The sequence below is a fragment of the Pseudomonas sp. GW822-FHT06D10 genome (assembly GCF_058799535.1).
In genome coordinates, this window is record NZ_JBXALN010000001.1 from 299113 (window position 1) to 318490 (window position 19378).

The window sequence follows — 19378 nt, forward strand, 5'->3', positions numbered from 1 at the left end:
TTATCAGAGTGATGCGTTGGGGATGCGGTAGCCCGTAGGAGCCGGCTTGCCAGCGAAGTGGCCATTGCCGAGCGCGCCGACCTGGACGACGCCTTCGCCGGCAAGCCGGCTCCTGCAAAGGGCGGGGTCAGTGGCGCAACTCCTCGCGGTCGCGAAACTGCTCCAGGGCCTCGGGGTTGGCCAGGGCGTCGGTGTTCTTCACCGGCAGGCCGTGCACCACGTTGCGCACTGCCAGTTCGACGATCTTGCCGCTGATGGTGCGGGGAATGTCCGTGACCGCGAGGATTTTCGCCGGCACATGGCGCGGCGTGGTGTTGCTGCGAATCACCTGGCGAATGTGTTCCTGCAAGGCTTCATCGAGCTCCACGCCGTCTTGCAGGCGCACGAAAAGCACCACCCGCACGTCCTGCTCCCAGCTCTGGCCGATGGCCAGGCTTTCCAGGACCTGCTCCAGCTTTTCCACCTGGCGGTAGATTTCCGCGGTGCCGATACGCACCCCGCCGGGGTTGAGCACGGCGTCCGAACGCCCATGGATCAGCCAGCCACCCTCGGCCAGTTGTTCGGCGTAGTCGCCCTGGGCCCAAACGCCGGGAAACAGGCTGAAGTACGAGGCCTTGAGCTTGCTCTGGTCCGGGTCGTGCCACAGGCCCACGGGAATGCTGGGGAAGTGCCGGGTGCACACCAGCTCGCCTTTCTCGCCGATCACCGGCTGGCCCTGGTCGTTCCACACTTCGATGGCCATGCCCAGGCCCTTGCCTTGCATCTCGCCGCGGCGCACCGGTTGTATCGGATTGCCGGCGACGAAGCAGGCGACGATATCGGTGCCGCCGGACATCGAGGCCAGGCACAGCTCGCTCTTGATCTCGCGGTACACGTAGTCGTAGCTCTGCGGCGACAGCGGCGAGCCGGTGCACAGCAGGGTCTTCAGGCTCTCCAGGCGGTGGCTCTGGCGCGGCCGGCTGCCGGCCTTTTCCAGAGCCGCCAGGTACTTGGGGCTGGTGCCGAAGACGCTGATGGCTTCGCGGTCGATCAGGTCCATCAGGTGCTCGTTGCCGGGATGGAACGGCGAGCCATCGTAGAGCACCAGGCTGGCCCCGGTGGCCAGGGCCGAGACCAGCCAGTTCCACATCATCCAGCCGCAGGTGGTGTAGTAGAACAGGCGCTCGCCGGGGCCCAGGTCGGCGTGCAGGCCGTGTTCCTTGAGGTGTTGCAGCAGCACCCCGCCGGTGCCGTGGACGATGCACTTGGGCACCCCGGTAGTACCGCTGGAGTAGAGGATGTACAGCGGATGGGCGAAGGACACCGGAAAGAATTCGGGCTCGCCGCCGGGGCGGTAGAAGTCGTCCCACAGGCTGACGCTGGCCGGGGTGCGGTAGTCCTCGGCCCGGGCCTGCGAGCGGGCGTAGGGCACGATCAGCAACTGCTCCAGGGACGGCAGGCGCTCGAGGATCTGGTTGACCTTGGCCGTCTGGTCGATGTCCTTGCCGGCGTAGCGGTAGCCGGCGCAGGTGATCAGCACCTTGGGCTCGATCTGGCCGAAGCGGTCGACCACCCCCTGGGTGCCGAAATCCGGCGAGCAGCTGGACCACACGGCCCCGAGGCTGGTGCTGGCGAGCATGCCCACCAGGGTCTGCCAGGTGTTGGGCATGCAAGCGGCAACCCGGTCACCGAGGCCGACTCCAGCGTCCCGCAGGCTGCGTTGCAGGCCGGCGACCTGGGCCGCCAGTTCGGCGTGGGTCAATTGTTCGCGCTGGCCGTTTTCGTTGATCGCCACCACCGCGACGCTGTCATCCCGACGCTTGAGCAGGTGCTCGGCGAAGTTCAGGGTGGCGCCGGGAAACCACTGCGCGCTGGGCATCTGCGGCCCTTCGCGCAGCACGCATTCAGCAGGCTGGTGGAAGCTGACCTCGAAGAAGTCGACGATCGCCTGCCAGAAGCTTTCTCGCTGGTCGATGCTCCACTGGTGCAGGGCGGGGTAGTCGTGAAGATTCAGGCCGTGGCGCTGATTGACGAAGCGGCGAAAGGCATCCATCCGCGTCTTGCCGATGCGCTCGGCGCTGGGTTGCCAGAGTAGGTCGGACATGCAAGGCCTCGTGTTCTTATTGTTGTTTTTTTGGGGGGCTGTTCGCTGGCAAGCCAGCTCCTACGCGGGCCAGCACAGCCGTGTAGGAGCCGGCTTGCCGGCGAAGACGTCAGCCAGAGACGCGCGTCATTGCGCCAGCCACCCGCCATCGATGTTCCACGCCGCACCACGCACCTGGGCGCCGGCTTCGCTGCACAAAAATAGCACCAGTTCCCCCAGTTGCGACGGGGTGACGAACGCCAGGGACGGTTGCTTTTCCGCCAGCAGATCATGCTGGGCCTGTTGCGGGTCGGTGCCGGCCGCGACGCGATCATCGATCTGCTTCTGCACCAGCGGGGTCAGCACCCAGCCCGGGCAGATGGCGTTGCAGGTGACGTTGCTGGTGGCGGTTTCCAGGCCTACCACCTTGGTCAGGCCGATCACCCCGTGCTTGGCCGCCACATAGGCGGCCTTGCCCACCGAGCCCACCTGGCCGTGCACCGAGGCGATGTTGACGATCCGCCCCCAGCCCTTGGCGCGCATCCCCGGCAGCCCCAGGCGGGTGCTGTGGAACACCGACGACAGGTTGATGGCGATGATCGAATCCCAGCGCTCCACGGGGAACTCCTCCACCGCCGCCACATGCTGGATGCCGGCGTTGTTGACCAGGATGTCGACGCCGCCGAACTCCCGTTCGGCGTAGGCGAACATCTCGGCGATCTGCGCAGGGTCGCTGACATCCGCCGGGTGATGGCCGACCTGGCCGCCGAATTGTGCAACCTCGGCGATCGCCTTCGAGGCATCGCCAAAGCCGTTGAGAATCAGCTTGGCCCCGGCCTTGGCCAGCACCAGGGCGATGCCCAGGCCGATGCCGCTGGTGGAGCCGGTGACCAGGGCGGTCTTGCCAGAAAGAGTGGTCATGAATACCTCACACAATGCCGGTGGCGTAGAAAGTGGCGATGACGACGAAGACCGCCAGGGTCTTGATCAGGGTAATGCAGAAAATGTCCTTGTAGGCCTCGCGATGGGTCAGCCCGGTGACCGCCAGCAGGGTGATCACCGCGCCGTTGTGGGGCAGGGTGTCCATGCCGCCGCTGGCCATGGCGGCCACCCGGTGCAGCACTTCCAGGGGAATGTTGGCAGCGTGGGCGGCGCTGATGAAACTTTCGGACATGGCCGCCAGGGCGATGCTCATGCCGCCCGAGGCCGAACCTGTGATGCCCGCCAGCAGGGTCACGGTAATGGCTTCGTTGACCAGCGGGTTGGGGATGCTTTTGAGCCAGTCGGCCAGCACCAGGAAGCCTGGCAGGGAAGCGATCACCGCACCGAAGCCGTATTCCGAGGCGGTGTTCATGGCCGCCAGCAGGGCGCCGCTGACCGCGCTTTTGCTGCCTTCGGCGAGCTTGCTGCGAATGGCCGAGAAGCCGAATACCAGCACCATCAGGATGCCCACCAGCAAGGCGGCCTGCACCGCCCAGATGGCGGTGAGCTTGGCGATTTCACTGGTCACCGGTGTTGCCATGCCCGGCAGGCTAAGGCTGTGGGTCTTGCCGTACCACTGGGGAATCCAGTGGGTGAACAGCAGGTTCATGATGCCCACCAGCAGCAACGGCGACAGCGCCAGCCAGGGGTTGGGCAGCTCCAGGTCTTCGGCGGTTTCCGGCTCGTTGCGCAACTCGGTGCCGTAGCCTTCTCCGGCCTTCTGCGCCTTGTTGCGCTGGCGCTGGAGGAACAGCATGCCGGCGCAGAACACGAAGATGGTGCCGATCACCCCCAGCCACGGCGCGGCCCAGGCGGTGGTGTTGAAGAAGGTGCTGGGGATGATGTTCTGGATCTGCGGGGTGCCGGGCAGGGCGTCCATGGTGAAGGAAAACGCCCCCAGGGCGATGGTCGCCGGGATCAGGCGCTTGGGGATGTTGCTCTGGCGGAACATCTCGGCGGCAAAGGGGTAGACCGCGAACACCACCACGAACAGCGAGACCCCGCCGTAGGTCAGCAGCGCGCAGACTAGCACGATCACCAGCATGGCCTGGCGGGTGCCCAGCAGGCGGATCGCGGCCGCGACGATGGAGCGGGAAAAGCCCGACAGCTCGATCAGCTTGCCGAACACTGCGCCCAGCAGGAACACCGGGAAATACAACTTGATGAAGCCGACCATCTTCTCCATGAACACCCCGGTAAAGGCGGGCGCCACGGCGGACGGGTCGGTGAGCAGCACCGCGCCGAGGGCGGCGATGGGGGCAAAGAGGATGACGCTGTAGCCACGGTAGGCAGCGAGCATCAGCAGCGCCAGGGCTGCCAAGGCAATGATCACACTCATGGTGTGTCTCTCCAGGATTGTTATTGTTGTCGGGTGTTGCGTGTGGAGAGCGTTATAGCGAGAACTGTGCCATCTACATAAGCCATTGAAATATATGGATATTTTTATTTTTCTTTGGGCGGATTGACATTGACTGTCTCTGTTTTGAGAATTTTTTTTGATTGACCGGCCTCTTCGCTGGCAAGCCAGCTCCTACAGAGATCGTTCAGAGCGCCGTAGAAGCTGGCTTGCCAGCGAAAAGCGCGCAGTGCACCGGTAAATTCTCTAAATAGAGATTGATGTCTCTTTATGGAGACTCATCAATCCCCAGGGCCGCCATCTTCTTGTATAGCGTGGAGCGCCCCAGCCCCAGGCGCCGGGCCGCTTCGTCCACCTTGCCGGCACATTGGGCCAGGGTGGCGCCGATCAGTTGCCGGTCGAAACGCTCTCGGGCCGCTGCGAAGGTTTCCTGGTTCGGCGAATCGCCCGGCACCAGGGCTTCGTTACGCTGCACCGGGCTGAAGCTGCCAATCGCCGCGCGAATATCCGAGGCGTTGAGTATCAGGTCGTCGCTGAGCAGCGCCGCTCGTTCCAGGACGTTGCGCAACTCGCGGATGTTCCCCGGCCAGGCATGTTGCGCCAGCAGGGCCAGGGCATCGCGGTCCAGTTCATGCTGGCTGCGCAGTTCTTCGAGAATCCCTTCGCTCAGGGCCGGCAGGTCGTCCAGGCGTTCGCGCAAGGCTGGCACCTGGATCGGCAGCACATTCAACCGGTAGTACAGGTCGGCGCGAAACTCGCCGCGCTTGATCGCCGCTTCAAGGTCCGTGGAGGTGGCGGCGATGATTCGCACATCGCTGTGGATCACCTCGTTGGAACCCACCGGCTCGAACTCTTTTTCCTGCAGCACCCGCAGCAGCTTGCTTTGCAGGGGCAGCGGCATGTCGCCGATTTCATCGAGGAACAGGCTGCCGCCCTGGGCGATCTGCAACTTGCCCGGGCGACCCTTGCGGTCGGCGCCGGTAAAGGCGCCGGGGGCGGTGCCAAAGAATTCCGCCTCCAGCAGGGCCTCGGGAATGGCCGCGCTGTTGATGCTGACAAAGGGCTTGTGGGCCCGTGGCGAGGCGGCGTGGATGGCCTGGGCCAGCAGTTCCTTGCCGGTGCCGGTTTCGCCTTGCAGCAGGATCGGCGACTCGGCGCTGGCCCCGCGTCGGGCGCGGCGCTTGACCTCCAGGCTGGCGGCACTGGTGCCGATGAAGTGAGCGAAGTTGTATTTGGTCTGCCGGGCCCGCAGCAGGGAGCGGGTAGAGGCCAGTTCTTCCTGCATGCTCAGGTAGCGCTTGAGCATCGGCGACAGGCTGCGCAGTTCGTCGAACAGGGCAAAACCGATGGCGCCGATCACCGTGCCGGCGTCGTCGTGGATCGGCAGGCGCATCACCACCAGGGGTTCCTTGGGGGTGTCCTGCATGTCCAGCAGGATGGGGCGGCCGGTGCGCACCACCTCCCGCAACAGGCTGCCGGGAATCACGCTTTCACAGGGCTTGCCGATGGCGAAGGCGGCGGATTCCAGGCCGAAGCGCCGGGCATAACGCTCGTTCATCCAGACGATATTGGCGTCGCGGTCGACGATCACCGTGCCTTCGCTGGATTGCTCGATGATCTCGAACAGCGAGCGGATCGCCAGTTGGCGCACGCGCTGGTAGTCCTTGAGGCTTTCGCTGTCGTTCATGGCGGCATCCTGGAAATGGGCGCAGCGATTATGCCGCAGTCTGCCCCGGTTGTTGCGCTGTAGCCGCTGCCGAGCGCCAGCGAGGCTGCGCAAAGGGCCGCAGGACCTTCGGCGGTCTCAAGGGCGGCGTCTCCTGCGGAGCCGTTCGCAGCCTGCGGCAGCGGCTACACCAGGTCGCGAAGCTGGCTGCTGTCGAGCCTTGCGAGGCTGCGAGAAAGGGGCGTCGACGGCAGGTCAGCCGGGATGGGCGGCGGCCAGCAGTTCCCGGGTGTAGGGGTGCTGGGGGTTTTCGAACACCTCGTGGCTGGCGCCGCGCTCCACGACCTGGCCGTCCTTGATCACGATCATGTCGTGGGCCAGGGCTCGCACCACCGCCAGGTCATGGCTGATGAACAGGTAGGTCAGGCCATACTTTTCCTGCAGCTGACGCAGCAGGGCCACCACTTGCTTCTGCACGGTGCGGTCCAGGGCCGAGGTGGGCTCGTCCAGCAAAATCAGCGCCGGCTTCAGCACTAGGGCCCGGGCGATGGCGATGCGCTGGCGCTGGCCGCCGGAGAACTCGTGGGGGTAGCGGTGGCGGCTGTCGGGGTCGAGGCCGACTTCCTCCAGGGCGCGGATGACCTGTTCGTCGCACTGGCGGGCATCGTACTGGCTGTGCACTTCCAGGCCTTCGCTGATGATCTGCGCCACCGACATGCGTGGGCTGAGGCTGCCGAAGGGGTCCTGGAATACCACCTGCATCTGTTTGCGCCAGGGCCGTAGCTGTTTCTGATTGAGGCCGTCCAGGGCCTGGCCCTGGAAGCGGATGCCACCTTCGGAGTCCAGCAGCCGCAGGATCGCCTGGCCCAGGGTGGACTTGCCCGAACCGGACTCGCCGACAATCCCCAGGGTCTTGCCTTGCTGCACGCTGAGGCTGATGCCGTCCACTGCCCGCAGGTACTCCTTGCGCCGGAACAGGCCGCCGCCGATCTGGAATTCGACGCGCAGGTGGTCCACCTCCAACACGGTTTCCCGGGTGTCGCGGCACAGCGGCTCGCCTTCGGGTTCGGCGTGCAACAGTTCGCAGCTGTAGGGATGCCTTGGCGCGTTGAACAGGGTGTCGCAGTCGGCTTGCTCGACGATTTCCCCGGCTTTCATCACGCACACCCGCTGGGCGATGCGCCGCACCAGGTTGAGGTCGTGGCTGATCAGCAGCAGGGACATGCCCAGGCGCTGTTGCAGGGATTTGAGCAGCAGCAGGATCTTGCGCTGCACGGTCACGTCCAGGGCGGTGGTGGGTTCGTCGGCAATCAGCAGTTCCGGTTCGCAGGCCAGGGCCATGGCGATCATCACCCGCTGGCGCTGGCCGCCGGAAAGTTGATGCGGGTAGGCCTTGAGCCGTTCCCGGGGCTTCTGGATGCCCACCAGCTCCAGCAGTTCGAGGATCCGCGCCTGGGCCTCCTTGCCCCCCAGGCCGCGATGCAGCAGCAGGGTTTCGCCGATCTGTTTTTCCACGCTGTGCAGCGGGTTGAGGGAGGTCATGGGCTCCTGGAAGATCATGGCGATGCGGTTGCCCCGCAGCTGTTGCAGGGTCGCCGGGCTGGCACCGATCAGTTCCTGGCCGCGATAGCGCACGCTGCCGGTGGCGCTGCAGCCGGTCTGCGGCAGCAGTTGCAGGATCGAATGGGCGGTCACCGACTTGCCCGAGCCGGATTCCCCCACCAGGGCCAGGCATTCGCCGGGGCGGATATCCAGGCTCAGGTCGCGGACCACGGTCTGCGCGCCGAAGGCGACATTGAGCTGGCGGATTTCGATCAGGTTTTCAGTCATTTCTACAGTCCGCTTCAAGATCGAGGATCAAAGGCATCGCGCAACGCCTCGCCGATGAACACCAGCAGCGAGAGGATCAGCGCCAGGGTGAAAAACGCCGTCAGCCCGAGCCACGGCGCCTGCAGGTTCTGCTTGCCCTGGCCGATCAATTCGCCCAGGGAGGCGCTGCCGGCGGGCATGCCGAAGCCGAGGAAGTCCAGGGCGGTGAGGGTCGAGATGGCCCCGGTGAGAATGAACGGCAGGTAGCTCAGGGTGGCGTTCATGGCGTTGGGCAGGATGTGCCGCAGGATCACCTTGCGGTCGCTCAGGCCCAGGGCCCGGGCAGCCTTGACGTACTCCAGGTTGCGCCCGCGCAGGAACTCGGCGCGCACCACGTCCACCAGGGCCAGCCAGGAAAACAGCGCCATGATCCCCAGCAGCCACCAGAAGTTCGGCTCGACAAAGCCCGAGAGGATGATCAGCAGGTAGAGCACCGGCAACCCGGACCAGACCTCCAGCAAGCGCTGGCCCAGGAGGTCGACCCAGCCGCCGTAGTAGCCCTGCAGGGCGCCGGCGGCGATGCCGATCAGGGCGCTGATGGCGGTCAGGGCCAGGGCGAACAGGATTGACACCCGGGCGCCGTAGATCACCCGCGCCAGCACATCCCGGGCCTGGTCGTCAGTGCCCAGCCAGTTGACCTTGCTCGGCGGGCTGGGGGCCGGCTGGGTCAGGTCGTAGTTGGGGGTGTCTTCGCTGAAGGGCACCGGCGGGAACAGCAGCCAGCCACCGTCCTTGCGGATCAGTTGCTGCACGTAGTCGCTGCGGTAGTCGGCCTGGAACGGCAACTGGCCGCCGAATTCCTGCTCGGTGTAGCGCTTGAGCACCGGGAAATACAGCGAGCCCTGGTAGCTGACCACCAGCGGCTTGTCGTTGGCGATCAGCTCGCCGCCCAGGGTCAGGATGAACAGGCCGATGAACAGCCACAGCGACCACCAGCCGCGGCGGTTTTTCTTGAAACGGTCGAAGCGCCGGCGCGCCAGAGGAGAAAGCGTGAGCATCAGGCGTTCCTCGCGGCGAAGTCGATGCGCGGGTCGACCAGGGTGTAGCACAGGTCGCCGATGAGTTTTATCAAGAGGCCGAACAGGGTGAAGATGAACAGCGAGCCGAACACCACCGGGTAGTCCCTGGACACCGCGGCCTCATAGCTCATGCGCCCCAGGCCGTCGAGGGAGAAGATCACCTCGATCAGCAGGGAACCAGCGAAGAACACGCTGATAAAGGCCTGGGGAATGCCCGAGACCACCAGCAGCATGGCGTTGCGGAACACATGTCCATACAGCACCCGGCGCTCGCTCAGGCCCTTGGCCCGGGCGGTGACCACGTACTGGCGGGTGATCTCGTTGAGGAAGGAGTTCTTGGTGAGGATGGTCAGGGTGGCGAAGCCGCCGATCACCAGGGAGCTGACCGGCAGTACCAGGTGCCAGAAGTAGTCGGCGACCTTGCCCAGGGTGCTCAACTGCTCGAAGTTGTCCGAGACCAGGCCGCGCACCGGGAACCAGTTCAGCGAGGTGCCGCCGGCGAACAGCACGATCAGGAACATGGCGAACAGGAAGGCCGGCATGGCGTAGCCGATGATGATCGCGGTGCTGCTCCAGATGTCGAAATGGCTGCCGTGGTGCACCGCCTTGCGGATTCCCAGGGGGATCGACACCAGGTAGGTGATCAGGGTCGCCCAGAGCCCCAGGGAAATGGTCACCGGCATCTTTTCCAGGATCAGGTCGGTGACCGTGGCGCCGCGAAAGAAGCTCTTGCCGAAGTCTAGCTGGGCGTAGTTCTTGAGCATCAGCCACAGGCGTTCATGGGCCGGCTTGTCGAAGCCGTACTGTTTCTCGATGTCCTGGATCAGCTTGGGGTCCAGGCCGCGGCTGGCCCGGGAGCCGCTGCTGCTCATGGCATCGGCGGAGCCGCCGACAGCGGCGCCGCCACCGATGCCCTGCAAGCGAGCGATGGCCTGTTCCACCGGGCCGCCGGGGGCGGCCTGGACGATGACGAAGTTCACCAGGAGGATGATCAATAGGGTCGGGATGATCAGCAGCAGGCGCCGCAGAATGTAGGCCAGCATCAGTGGCGCCCTCCGGGTTTGCCACGGCGGATCAGCTCGGCGGCCATTTGTTCGTCGGTCAGTGCGCTGCTGCTGACTTCCCACCAGCTTTCGATGGCTTCATCGTTGCTCGCCGGCACCTTGGGGATGCCGAAGCGGTTCCACCACACCGTGGAGGTGCCGGGCGGGTAGTAGTTGGCTATCCAGTAGTAGTTCCACTGCAGCACCCGATCCAGGGCATGGGCGTAGCGCAGCATCTCCGGCTGGCTGGTGGCTTTCACCAGGCCGTTGACCAGGCTGTCCACGGCCGGGTTCTTGAGCACCATGTAGTTGTTGGAACCGGGGTCGTTGGCCGCGGCGGAGCCGAAGTAGTTGTACAGCTCCATGCCCGGCGAGGTGGTCACCGGGTAGCCGGTGACGATCATGTCGTAGTCCCGGGCCATCAGGCGGTTGACGTACTGGGCGGAGTCGATGCGGCGAATGTTCAGGCTGATGCCGATCTGCGCCAGGTTGCGCTTGTAGGGCAGCAGCAGGCGTTCGATGGAGCCCTGGGTGATCAGGAAGGTGAAGCTCAGGGGCTCGCCCTGGGCGTTCACCAGCTTGTCGCCCTCGGGCTTCCAGCCGGCCTGTTCCAGCAGGGCCAGGGCTTGCAGTTGCTTGTCGCGGATCACGCCGCTGCCGTCGGTTTTCGGCGCCTCGAAAACCTGGGTGAAGACCTCGTCGGGGATCTGCCCGCGCAGCGGTTCGAGGATCTTCAGTTCCTCGGTATCCGGCAGGCTGCGGGCCGCCAGGGCGGTGTTGGAGAAGAAACTCTGCTGGCGGATGTAGAGGTTGCGCATCATCTGCCGGTTGCTCCATTCGAAATCCCAGAGCATGGCCAGGGCCTGGCGCACCCGGCGGTCCTGGAACACCGGCCGGTCGAGGTTGAACACATAGCCCTGGGCCGGTTGCGGCGCCGATTGCGCCAGGTGGGCCTTTTGCAGGCGGCCGTCGTTCAGCGCCGGGCTGTCGTAGCCGATGGAATAGCCGGTGGCGGAAAACTCGCGGTTGTAGTCGTAGGCGCCGCCGCGCAGCACCTGGCGGGCGACGTCGATATCGCCGAAATACTCGACGCTGAAATGATCGAAGTTGTACAGGCCGCGGCTCACCGGCAGGTCCTTGCCCCACCAGTCGGGGTTGCGGGCGAAGGTGATGCTGTTGCCCGAGTCGACCTTGGCCACGCGGTAGGGGCCGCTGCCCAGGGGCGCTTCATAGCCGCCGCCATTGGCGAAGTCGCGACTCTTCCACCAGTGTTCGGGGAACACCGGCAGGGTCGCGATATCCAGGGGCAGGGTGCGGTTTTCGTTGTTCTTGAAGTCGAAGCGCACCACTCGTGGTGATTCCACGGTGACGCCTTTGACGTCGTCGAACTGGGTGCGGTAGCGCATGCTGCCCTGGGTCATCAGCAGGTCGTAGCTGTAGCGCACGTCTTCGGCGGTGATCGGCGTGTTGTCGGCAAAGCGCGCCTTGGGGTTGAGGTAGAAGCGCAGCCACAGGCCGTCTTCGGCACGCTCCATCTTTTCGGCCACCAGGCCGTAGACGGTGTAGGGCTCGTCCAGGGAGCGCTGGGCCAGGGGCGAATAGACCAGGCCGTCGAGCTGGGAGACACCGATGCCCTTGTCGATATAGGGCAGTACGTGGTCGAAACGGCCGATTTCGATGGCCGAGCGGCGCAACGTCCCGCCTTTGGGGGCCTGGGGATTGACGTAGTCGAAGTGGCTGAAACCCTGGGGGTACTTGGCCGGTTCGCCATAGACGGTCATGGCGTGTTGCGGTGCGGCTTGGGCACCCGCGGCGCCCAACAGCAGGGCAGTGAAAAGCATGGTGGAGGAAAGCAGTCGCATTGTCAGCCTTAGGAGCCGGGTGATCGATGACCACGATTTGTACGCTAGCGGCGCGTGACTGGCCAGCCGCATCCGCTTTGGGCAGAACCTGGCGCCCATGCGCAACGGCCCACCAAAAGGCGGGCCGTTGAGCAGACGCAGGCGCTTGGGGATCAGTCCTGGCGGCTGGTGACTTCCAGCAGGTGGTAGCCGAACTGGGTTTTCACCGGGCCTTGCACCACGTTTACCGGAGCGCTGAACACCACGGTGTCGAATTCCTTGACCATCTGGCCTGGGCCGAAGGAGCCCAGGTTGCCGCCGTCACGGCTGGAAGGGCAGGTGGAGTTCTTTTTCGCGACTTCGGCAAAGTCGGCGCCGGCTTCGATTTCGGCTTTGAGTTCGTTGCACTTGGCTTCGCTGGCAACCAGGATGTGACGGGCAGTGGCTTTGGCCATGGATGTTGCTCCTTTCAAGAAAGTTGAGAGCCTACCGGATTCAGGTGGCTATTTCTTCTCAAAGTTCCTTCAAGGCATTGCCGCCTGGCGCCCGCGGGGGATGAGTGGTGAGGGTCCTGTAGGAGCCGGCTTGCCGGCGAAGAGGTCCTTGGAGGAGACGCTGCTCTTGAGGACGCCTTCGCTGGCAAGCCAGCTCCTGCGGGGGCGGTGCTGCTCAGGCGGGGACGGCTGCGGCCTTGCCTGCGTGTCGCAGTTGTTGCGCGCCATTGCGCAGCAATTGTTCGGTGGCGTCCCAGCCCAGGCAGCCGTCGGTCACCGAAACGCCGTAGCGCAGGTTCGCGCTCAGGGGCTGGCAGCCTTCGAACAGGTGGCTTTCCAGCATCACCCCCATCAGCGAGGTATCGCCCTGCAAGCGCTGCTCCAGTACCTCGTTGAACACCGCCGGCTGACGCAGCGGGTCCTTGCCGCTGTTGGCGTGGCTGCAATCGACCATGATCCGCGCCGGGATCTTCAGCTTCTGCAGGTCCTGCTGGACCTGGGCCACGCTCTGGCGGTCGTAGTTGGGCCCGCGATGGCCACCGCGCAGCACCAGATGGGTGTCGGGGTTGCCTGGGGTCTGGATGACCGCCGGGTGGCCCTGGCTGTCGACGCCGAAGTGGCGGTGCGGGTGGGCCGCCGAGCGCATGGCGTCACAGGCGATAGCGACACCGCCGTCGGTGCCGTTCTTGAAACCCACGGGCATGTCCAGGCCGCTGGCCATCTCGCGGTGGATCTGTGATTCGGTGGTGCGCGCACCAATGGCGACCCAGCTCAGCAGGTCATCGAAGTAGCCGGCGGCCATGGGTTGCAACAGTTCGGTGGCAACCGGCAGGCCCAGGCGCAGCATCTCGCGCATCAGTTCACGGGACAGGTGCAGGCCGCCGGCCATGTCGTCGCTGCCATCCAGGCGGGGGTCGTAGGCCAGGCCTTTCCAGCCGACGGTGGTACGGGGCTTTTCCACGTAGGCGCGCATCACCAGCAGCATCTGGTCGCGCACTTCATCGGCCAGGCGGGCCAGGTTGGCGGCGTATTCCAGGGCCGATTGCGGGTCGTGGATGGAGCAGGGGCCGACGACTACCAGCAGGCGTGGGTCGCGACCTTCGAGGATTGCGCGCACCGCCTGGCGGTGAGCGGCGACCTGTTGGTTCAAGGCCAGGGACAGCGGCAGTTGCTGCTTGAGTTCCAGGGAGCTGGGCAGGCGCTGGGTCAGGGTTTCATTGGCGCTGACGTGGGCGGACAGGGGCAGGGCGGATACGGACGAGTTCATGTGCGGTCTTCCTGGGCGGGCGGCGGGTTATGTCCCGCGCGCGGCCCTACTGGGGTGTTCGACAATTGGCCGTACTGGCCATAAGTGTGCAATTGCCACCGGTAGGTGACCGATCGGAGGCGGCAGGCTGTCCCGAGCGGAGGCTGCTAAATCGCCAGGCGCAAAACATGTCGTAGCGGTAATAGGTGGAGTAGTTCATGGAGCAATCCTCAGTAAGTTCGGTGTGTCGCTGAAAGTCGTGGTTGAAAATGCAGTGCCGGAAAAAACAAAACCCCCGGTCGGGAGGCCGACCGGGGGTTGAGATTTCTCTGGTAGGCGACCCGTTGAAGTGGGCGCCGGTTGGGTATCAGGCGCGCCAGTGGCTAAACCAATACCCAAAATAAAAGCTGGCCGGAGCCCGAGTGCCGTTGACCCAGGCAGCCGCGACCGAGCGCAGTGCGCTGGCAGTGTGGCGGTGCAGGGAAGGGGTCGTGGACAACATGGGTTTCTCCGTAAAGTGGGGGCGAGCTTACTAGAGGCTGGTGCCGGGATTCAATCAGTAATTTCTATCGGCGCAGCACGCGGCGGCGATGGATTAAGCCTGCAGGGGATTTATGCCACACTCGCCGCTCCCGCCTGTTCGCCCTCCAAGGAATGTTCATGTCCGTGCTGACCCTCGCTGCTGCCCAAACGGTGTCCATCGCGGGCGATCTACCGGCCAACCTGGCCCGGCATCAGCGGTTGATGCAACTGGCAGCGGCGCAGGGCGTGCAGTTGCTGGTGTTTCCCGAGCTGTCGCTGACCGGCTATGAGCCGCAATTGGCGGCCGAACTGGCGCTGATACCCGATGCACCGCAGTTGCAGCCACTGCGGGATCTGGCCCGGGCGCTGGAACTGACGGCGGTGGTGGGGATGCCGATCCGCCTGTCTGTTGACGGGCCGGTGCTGATTGGCGCTCTGGTGCTGGGCGGCGACGGTTCGCTGGCGGTCTACACCAAGCAGCACCTGCATGCAGGAGAGGAGCGCGCTTTTGTCGCAGGCCAGGGCGGCACCCCTTTGCCTATCGGTGGCGAAACCGTGGCTTTGGCGGTCTGCGCGGACTTCTGCCACGCCAGCCATGTGCAGGCGGCGGCCGATGCCGGCGCCGGGATCTATGCTGCCGGGGTCTTGATCAGCGAAGGTGGCTACGCTGCCGATAGCATGCTGCTCCAGGGATACGCCCAGGAGCACGGGATGCTGGTGCTGATGGCCAACCACGGCGGCCCCAGCGGTGGTTGGGCCTGCGCTGGACGCAGCGCAGCCTGGGATGCCCGGGGCCGGTTGCTGGGCGCCGTCGAGGGGGTGGGCGAGGCTTTGTTGATTGTCCGGGGTGTTACTGGGCAATGGCAGGCGCAGGTGCTGGAGGTGAGCCATTGATGGACGGCTTTTCATTACGCCCGGCGGTTGATTCGGACCTGGCGTTCGCCCGCGACCTGACCCGTTCCACCATGCTCGGCTATTACATTCGCAACGACTTGCTGTGGCAGGACGAAGCCTTCGATGTGGCCTGGGCCGGCCGCAGGAACCTGCTGATCTGCCAGGGTGCCCGGGTGCTGGGGTTTGTCAGCCTGAGCCGGGATGCGCAGGCGCTGTATGTCCGCGAATTGCATGTGCTGGAGGCTTTCCGGGGGCAGGGCGCCGGTGCCTGGACGCTGGAGCAGGTGCTGGAGCTGGCTCGCCAGGAGCGCCGAGGGTTGTTGCGCCTGACCGTGTTCAAGGGCAATCCCGCACAGCGGTTGTATGAGCGGATGGGGTTGCGGGTGGTGGGAGAGGATGATTGTTTCTGGCGCATGGCGCGCTTGTCTGATTCGCTTGCCGGAAGGCTTGGCGACGCCTGAGCGCAACGCCGTTCCGCAGGCTTTACTGTGCGTTGGGATCTATCGCGGGCGCATCCTCGAGGATGATGCCGTCCTTCATTCCCAGTAGCACCGCGACCTTGTGTGCTTCCCCTCGTTTGCCTTTCTTGCGGCCTGCCAGCACCTGATAGGTAGTGGCCGGGTCAACCCCGTGTTCACGAGCAAATTGTTGAACCGATTTACCTTGATGTTCCAGCCAGGCCTTGGCTTGTGCGGCAGTGCGGATACCGGGCATAGTTCAAAACCGTTCAAATTTGTTCAATGCTTGAAGAGTATGACACCCCCTTGGGGTGTATCAGATGGGATCATACATCCAAATGAGTGGAATCGGTTCGCGGTTGAGGCAGGAGCGAGAACGCCTGGGACTGTCGCAGAAAGTTTTTGGTGAAATAGGCGGGGTTGAAGCCAACGCCCAGGGTAAATATGAAAGTGGTGATCGTGCACCCAAGGCGGACTATCTGTCCCGGGTGGCGGCAAAAGGGGTGGATGTGCTGTATGTGCTGACCGGCAGCCGGATCCCGATCCAGAGCGGCGGGCTGAGTCAGACCGAGGAAAAGGTCCTGGATTGCTATCGGGCGCTGTTCAAGGAGGATCAGGATGCTATCTGCCGCCTGACCAGTACCCTGGCCGAGCTTTCGGCAAGCCAGGGCGAGAGGCGCAAGGCCCAGGTACGAGAGTGAGGGGCGCTGGCCTCTTTCGGTGCGCACGGGGGTAGGACCGTTATTGCGCCCGGATGTTTTTTATATAGCGCTTGTGATTAGGTTTGTACGCCGCTTTTTTGCTAAGGTGTCGGGCAACCTGTAAAGACCATATCGCGAGGTGTCTGCTTGATAAGGGTGCTAGTAGTCGATGACCATGATCTCGTTCGTACGGGCATTACACGAATGTTGGCTGACATCGATGGCCTGCAAGTAGTCGGGCAGGCGGAGTCAGGGGAAGAATCCCTGCTCAAGGCGCGGGAGCTGAAGCCCGATGTGGTCCTGATGGACGTCAAGATGCCAGGCATCGGCGGCCTCGAAGCCACGCGCAAACTGCTGCGCAGTCATCCGGACATCAAGGTCGTGGCGGTCACCGTCTGCGAGGAAGATCCCTTTCCTACCCGCTTGCTGCAAGCGGGCGCGGCGGGCTATCTGACCAAGGGCGCCGGTCTGAACGAAATGGTCCAGGCCATCCGCCTGGTATTTGCCGGCCAGCGCTATATCAGCCCGCAGATCGCTCAGCAATTGGTGTTCAAGTCATTCCAGCCTTCCAGTGATTCACCGTTCGACGCCCTGTCGGAGCGGGAGATCCAGATTGCGCTGATGATTGTCGGCTGCCAGAAGGTGCAGATCATCTCCGACAAGCTGTGCCTGTCGCCTAAAACCGTGAATACCTACCGCTATCGCATTTTCGAGAAGCTCTCGATCAGCAGCGATGTCGAGTTGACGCTATTGGCGGTTCGTCACGGCATGGTTGATGCCAGCCTCTGAAATGACCGAACAGTTTGATCCCAGTGCCTTTCTTTCTACCTGCAGTGGCCGCCCCGGTGTGTATCGCATGTTCGACAGCGATGCACGCCTGCTTTACGTCGGTAAAGCCAAGAACCTGAAGAACCGGCTCTCCAGCTATTTCCGCAAGACCGGCCAGGCGCCGAAGACCGCCGCCCTGGTGGCGCGCATCGCGCAGATCGAAACCACCATCACCGCCAATGAAACCGAAGCGCTGCTGCTGGAGCAGACGCTGATCAAGGAATGGCGGCCGCCGTACAACATTCTCCTGCGCGACGATAAGTCCTACCCCTACGTGTTTCTTTCGGACGGCGACTTTCCGCGTTTCAGCATCCATCGCGGGGCGAAGAAGCAGAAGGGCAAGTATTTCGGCCCTTATCCCAGCGCCGGCGCCATTCGCGAAAGCCTCAGCCTGTTGCAGAAGACCTTCATGGTCCGCCAATGCGAGGACAGCTACTACAAGAACCGTACGCGGCCCTGCCTGCAGTACCAGATCAAACGCTGCAAGGCGCCCTGCGTCGGCCTGGTGGAGCCTGAGGTCTATGCCGAGGACGTGCGCCACTCGGTGATGTTCCTGGAGGGGCGCAGCAATGCCCTGACCGACGAACTCTCCACCGCCATGGAAGCCGCCGCCAGCACCCTGGATTTCGAAAAGGCCGCCGAACTGCGGGACCAGATATCCCTGCTGCGTCGGGTCCAGGACCAGCAGAGCATGGAAGGTGGCACGGGCGACGTGGATGTGGTGGCGGCCTTCGTCAACCCGGGCGGCGCCTGTGTGCACCTGATCAGCGTGCGCGGCGGCCGGGTACTGGGCAGCAAGAACTTCTTTCCCCAGGTGGGTATCGAGGAGGACGTGGCCGAAGTCATGTCGGCGTTCCTCGGCCAGTATTTTGTCAGCAGCCCGGAACGCGACCTGCCTTCCGAGTTAATCGTCAACGTGGTCCATGAGGACTTCCCGACCCTGATCGCCGCCATCGACGAGCTGCGCGGGCGCGAGTTGACCATCAGCCACCGGGTACGCGGTACCCGCGCCCGCTGGCAGCAACTGGCGGTAACCAACGCCGAGCAGGCCCTGAGCGCGCGCCTGGCCAACCGCCAGCACGTGGCCGCACGTTTCGAAGCCCTGGCCGAGGTGCTGAACCTGGACGAGCCGCCGCAGCGCCTGGAGTGCTACGACATCAGCCATTCCAGCGGCGAGGCCACTGTAGCCTCCTGCGTGGTATTCGGGCCGGAAGGGCCGCTGAAGTCCGACTACCGGCGCTACAACATCGAAGGCGTGACCGCCGGCGACGACTACGCCGCCATGCACCAGGCCCTGACCCGGCGCTTCAGCAAGCTCAAGGACGGCGAGGGCAAGCTGCCGGACATCCTTCTGGTGGACGGCGGCAAGGGCCAGCTATCCATGGCTCGGGATGTGCTCAATGAGCTGGCGGTGCCGGACCTGATCCTGCTCGGCGTGGCCAAGGGCACGACCCGCAAGGCCGGATTCGAAACCCTGTACCTGAACGACGCAGCCCACGAATTCACCCTCAAGGGTGACTCGCCGGCGCTGCACCTGATCCAGCAAATCCGCGATGAGGCTCACCGCTTCGCGATCACCGGTCACCGCGCACGGCGTGGCAAGACCCGGCGTACCTCGACCCTGGAAGGGGTGGCGGGCGTCGGGCCGAAGCGTCGGCGGGACCTTCTCAAACATTTTGGTGGATTGCAGGAACTGTCCCGTGCAAGCATCGACGAGATTGCCAAAGCACCGGGAATCAGTAAAAAGCTCGCAGAGTTGATTTATGCAAACCTGCACAGCGAGTAGAATGCCCAATCACCTCGTAGCCAGTTGTGCCGATGAATATCCCTAATCTGATCACCGTTCTACGCGTCCTGCTCATCCCGATTTTCATTTTGCTGTTCTATTTGCCCTATAGCTGGAGCTACATGGCCGCCAGTTCAGTGTTTGCCTTCGCGGCCGCCACCGACTGGCTGGACGGCTACCTGGCGCGGCGCCTGCAGCAGAGCACGCCGTTCGGTGCGTTCCTCGACCCGGTGGCCGACAAGCTGATGGTGGCGGTGGCCCTGGTGCTGCTGGTGCAGGAGCATCACAACCTGTGGCTGACCTTGCCCGCCGCGGTGATCATCGGTCGTGAAATCGTCATCTCGGCGCTGCGCGAGTGGATGGCCGAGCTCGGCGCCCGCGCGCAGGTGGCGGTGTCGAACATGGGCAAGTGGAAAACGGCGGCGCAAATGCTGGCGCTGGTGATTTTGCTGGCCAATCCCTCGGACTTCAGTTTCTGGGTGCTGGTAGGTTACGCCTTGCTGTTGGCGGCAGCGGGCCTGACCCTGTGGTCCATGCTGCAGTATCTGCGAGCCGCCTGGCCGCACCTGAAAACTGATAACGAGAAAAAATAAGTTTTTTTGAATCAAAGG

General features: G+C 64.1%; 17 protein-coding genes. 6 read left to right on the plus strand and 11 right to left on the minus strand.

Features of this window, described 5'->3' with window-relative positions:
- Positions 1–127: 127 nt before the first annotated feature.
- The 10 genes from AC1RL5_RS01350 to AC1RL5_RS01395 form a co-directional block, all read right to left on the minus strand.
- Positions 128–2083 (minus strand): acetoacetate--CoA ligase, encoded by a 1956-nt coding sequence (locus AC1RL5_RS01350; RefSeq protein WP_492589018.1) that lies wholly within the window; start codon positions 2081–2083, stop codon positions 128–130.
- A 126-nt stretch (positions 2084–2209) separates the two neighbouring features.
- Positions 2210–2983 carry a 3-hydroxybutyrate dehydrogenase gene (hbdH, locus tag AC1RL5_RS01355; RefSeq protein ID WP_015636019.1) on the minus strand — a complete coding sequence of 258 codons (774 nt, stop codon included), beginning with the start codon at positions 2981–2983 and terminating at the stop codon, positions 2210–2212.
- A gap of 7 nt (positions 2984–2990) precedes the next feature.
- On the minus strand, positions 2991–4382 hold the full coding sequence (locus tag AC1RL5_RS01360) for a GntP family permease (RefSeq protein ID WP_492589017.1): 1392 nt from the start codon (positions 4380–4382) through the stop codon (positions 2991–2993).
- 286 nt (positions 4383–4668) lie between these two features.
- On the minus strand, positions 4669–6087 hold the full coding sequence (locus AC1RL5_RS01365; protein WP_103407368.1) for a sigma-54 interaction domain-containing protein: 1419 nt from the start codon (positions 6085–6087) through the stop codon (positions 4669–4671).
- 234 nt (positions 6088–6321) lie between these two features.
- Positions 6322–7896: an ABC transporter ATP-binding protein gene (locus AC1RL5_RS01370; RefSeq protein ID WP_093403872.1), complete on the minus strand. Its 1575-nt coding sequence runs from the start codon at positions 7894–7896 to the stop codon at positions 6322–6324.
- Between the two features lie 14 nt (positions 7897–7910).
- Positions 7911–8933: an ABC transporter permease gene (locus tag AC1RL5_RS01375; RefSeq protein WP_041118786.1), complete on the minus strand. Its 1023-nt coding sequence runs from the start codon at positions 8931–8933 to the stop codon at positions 7911–7913.
- Entirely contained in the window at positions 8933–9997 is a 1065-nt protein-coding gene (locus AC1RL5_RS01380) for a microcin C ABC transporter permease YejB (RefSeq protein WP_011061848.1), read from the minus strand. The genes AC1RL5_RS01375 and AC1RL5_RS01380 overlap by 1 nt, the downstream gene beginning before the upstream one ends.
- The gene (locus AC1RL5_RS01385; protein ID WP_103407367.1) at positions 9997–11859 is read right to left on the minus strand and encodes an extracellular solute-binding protein; all 1863 of its coding nucleotides are present in this window, start codon (positions 11857–11859) and stop codon (positions 9997–9999) included. Before AC1RL5_RS01385 ends, AC1RL5_RS01380 begins: the two co-directional genes overlap by 1 nt.
- 152 nt (positions 11860–12011) lie before the next feature.
- On the minus strand, positions 12012–12293 hold the full coding sequence (locus AC1RL5_RS01390; protein ID WP_007924449.1) for a peptidylprolyl isomerase: 282 nt from the start codon (positions 12291–12293) through the stop codon (positions 12012–12014).
- 214 nt (positions 12294–12507) lie between these two features.
- Complete coding sequence (locus tag AC1RL5_RS01395) at positions 12508–13599, minus strand: 3-deoxy-7-phosphoheptulonate synthase (RefSeq protein WP_103407366.1); 1092 nt, start codon at positions 13597–13599, stop codon at positions 12508–12510.
- Positions 13600–14238: 639 nt separating this feature from the next.
- Between AC1RL5_RS01395 and AC1RL5_RS01400 the strand changes: the two genes are divergently transcribed.
- Both AC1RL5_RS01400 and AC1RL5_RS01405 read left to right on the plus strand, forming a co-directional pair.
- The gene (locus tag AC1RL5_RS01400; protein ID WP_072450038.1) at positions 14239–14994 is read left to right on the plus strand and encodes a carbon-nitrogen hydrolase family protein; all 756 of its coding nucleotides are present in this window, start codon (positions 14239–14241) and stop codon (positions 14992–14994) included.
- Positions 14994–15455, plus strand: a complete 462-nt coding sequence (locus AC1RL5_RS01405) for a GNAT family N-acetyltransferase (RefSeq protein WP_207239341.1) — start codon at positions 14994–14996, stop codon at positions 15453–15455. Before AC1RL5_RS01400 ends, AC1RL5_RS01405 begins: the two co-directional genes overlap by 1 nt.
- Before the next feature lie 22 nt (positions 15456–15477).
- Here the strand turns inward: AC1RL5_RS01405 and AC1RL5_RS01410 are convergent, their stop codons facing one another.
- A complete protein-coding gene (locus AC1RL5_RS01410) occupies positions 15478–15708 on the minus strand; it encodes a DNA-binding protein (protein ID WP_011061843.1) in 231 nt (76 codons plus the stop codon).
- Positions 15709–15790: 82 nt separating this feature from the next.
- Here AC1RL5_RS01410 and AC1RL5_RS01415 point away from each other — a divergent pair, with 82 nt between their 5' ends.
- The 4 genes from AC1RL5_RS01415 (at position 15791) to pgsA (ending at position 19360) form a co-directional block, all read left to right on the plus strand.
- The gene (locus AC1RL5_RS01415; protein ID WP_011061842.1) at positions 15791–16153 is read left to right on the plus strand and encodes a helix-turn-helix domain-containing protein; all 363 of its coding nucleotides are present in this window, start codon (positions 15791–15793) and stop codon (positions 16151–16153) included.
- A 147-nt stretch (positions 16154–16300) separates the two neighbouring features.
- Positions 16301–16942 (plus strand): response regulator transcription factor GacA, encoded by a 642-nt coding sequence (gene gacA, locus AC1RL5_RS01420; RefSeq protein ID WP_011061841.1) that lies wholly within the window; start codon positions 16301–16303, stop codon positions 16940–16942.
- Position 16943: 1 nt separating this feature from the next.
- Positions 16944–18767, plus strand: a complete 1824-nt coding sequence (gene uvrC / locus AC1RL5_RS01425) for an excinuclease ABC subunit UvrC (RefSeq protein ID WP_072450040.1) — start codon at positions 16944–16946, stop codon at positions 18765–18767.
- A 32-nt stretch (positions 18768–18799) separates the two neighbouring features.
- Positions 18800–19360 (plus strand): CDP-diacylglycerol--glycerol-3-phosphate 3-phosphatidyltransferase, encoded by a 561-nt coding sequence (pgsA, locus tag AC1RL5_RS01430; RefSeq protein WP_011061839.1) that lies wholly within the window; start codon positions 18800–18802, stop codon positions 19358–19360.
- Positions 19361–19378: the final 18 nt, after the last annotated feature.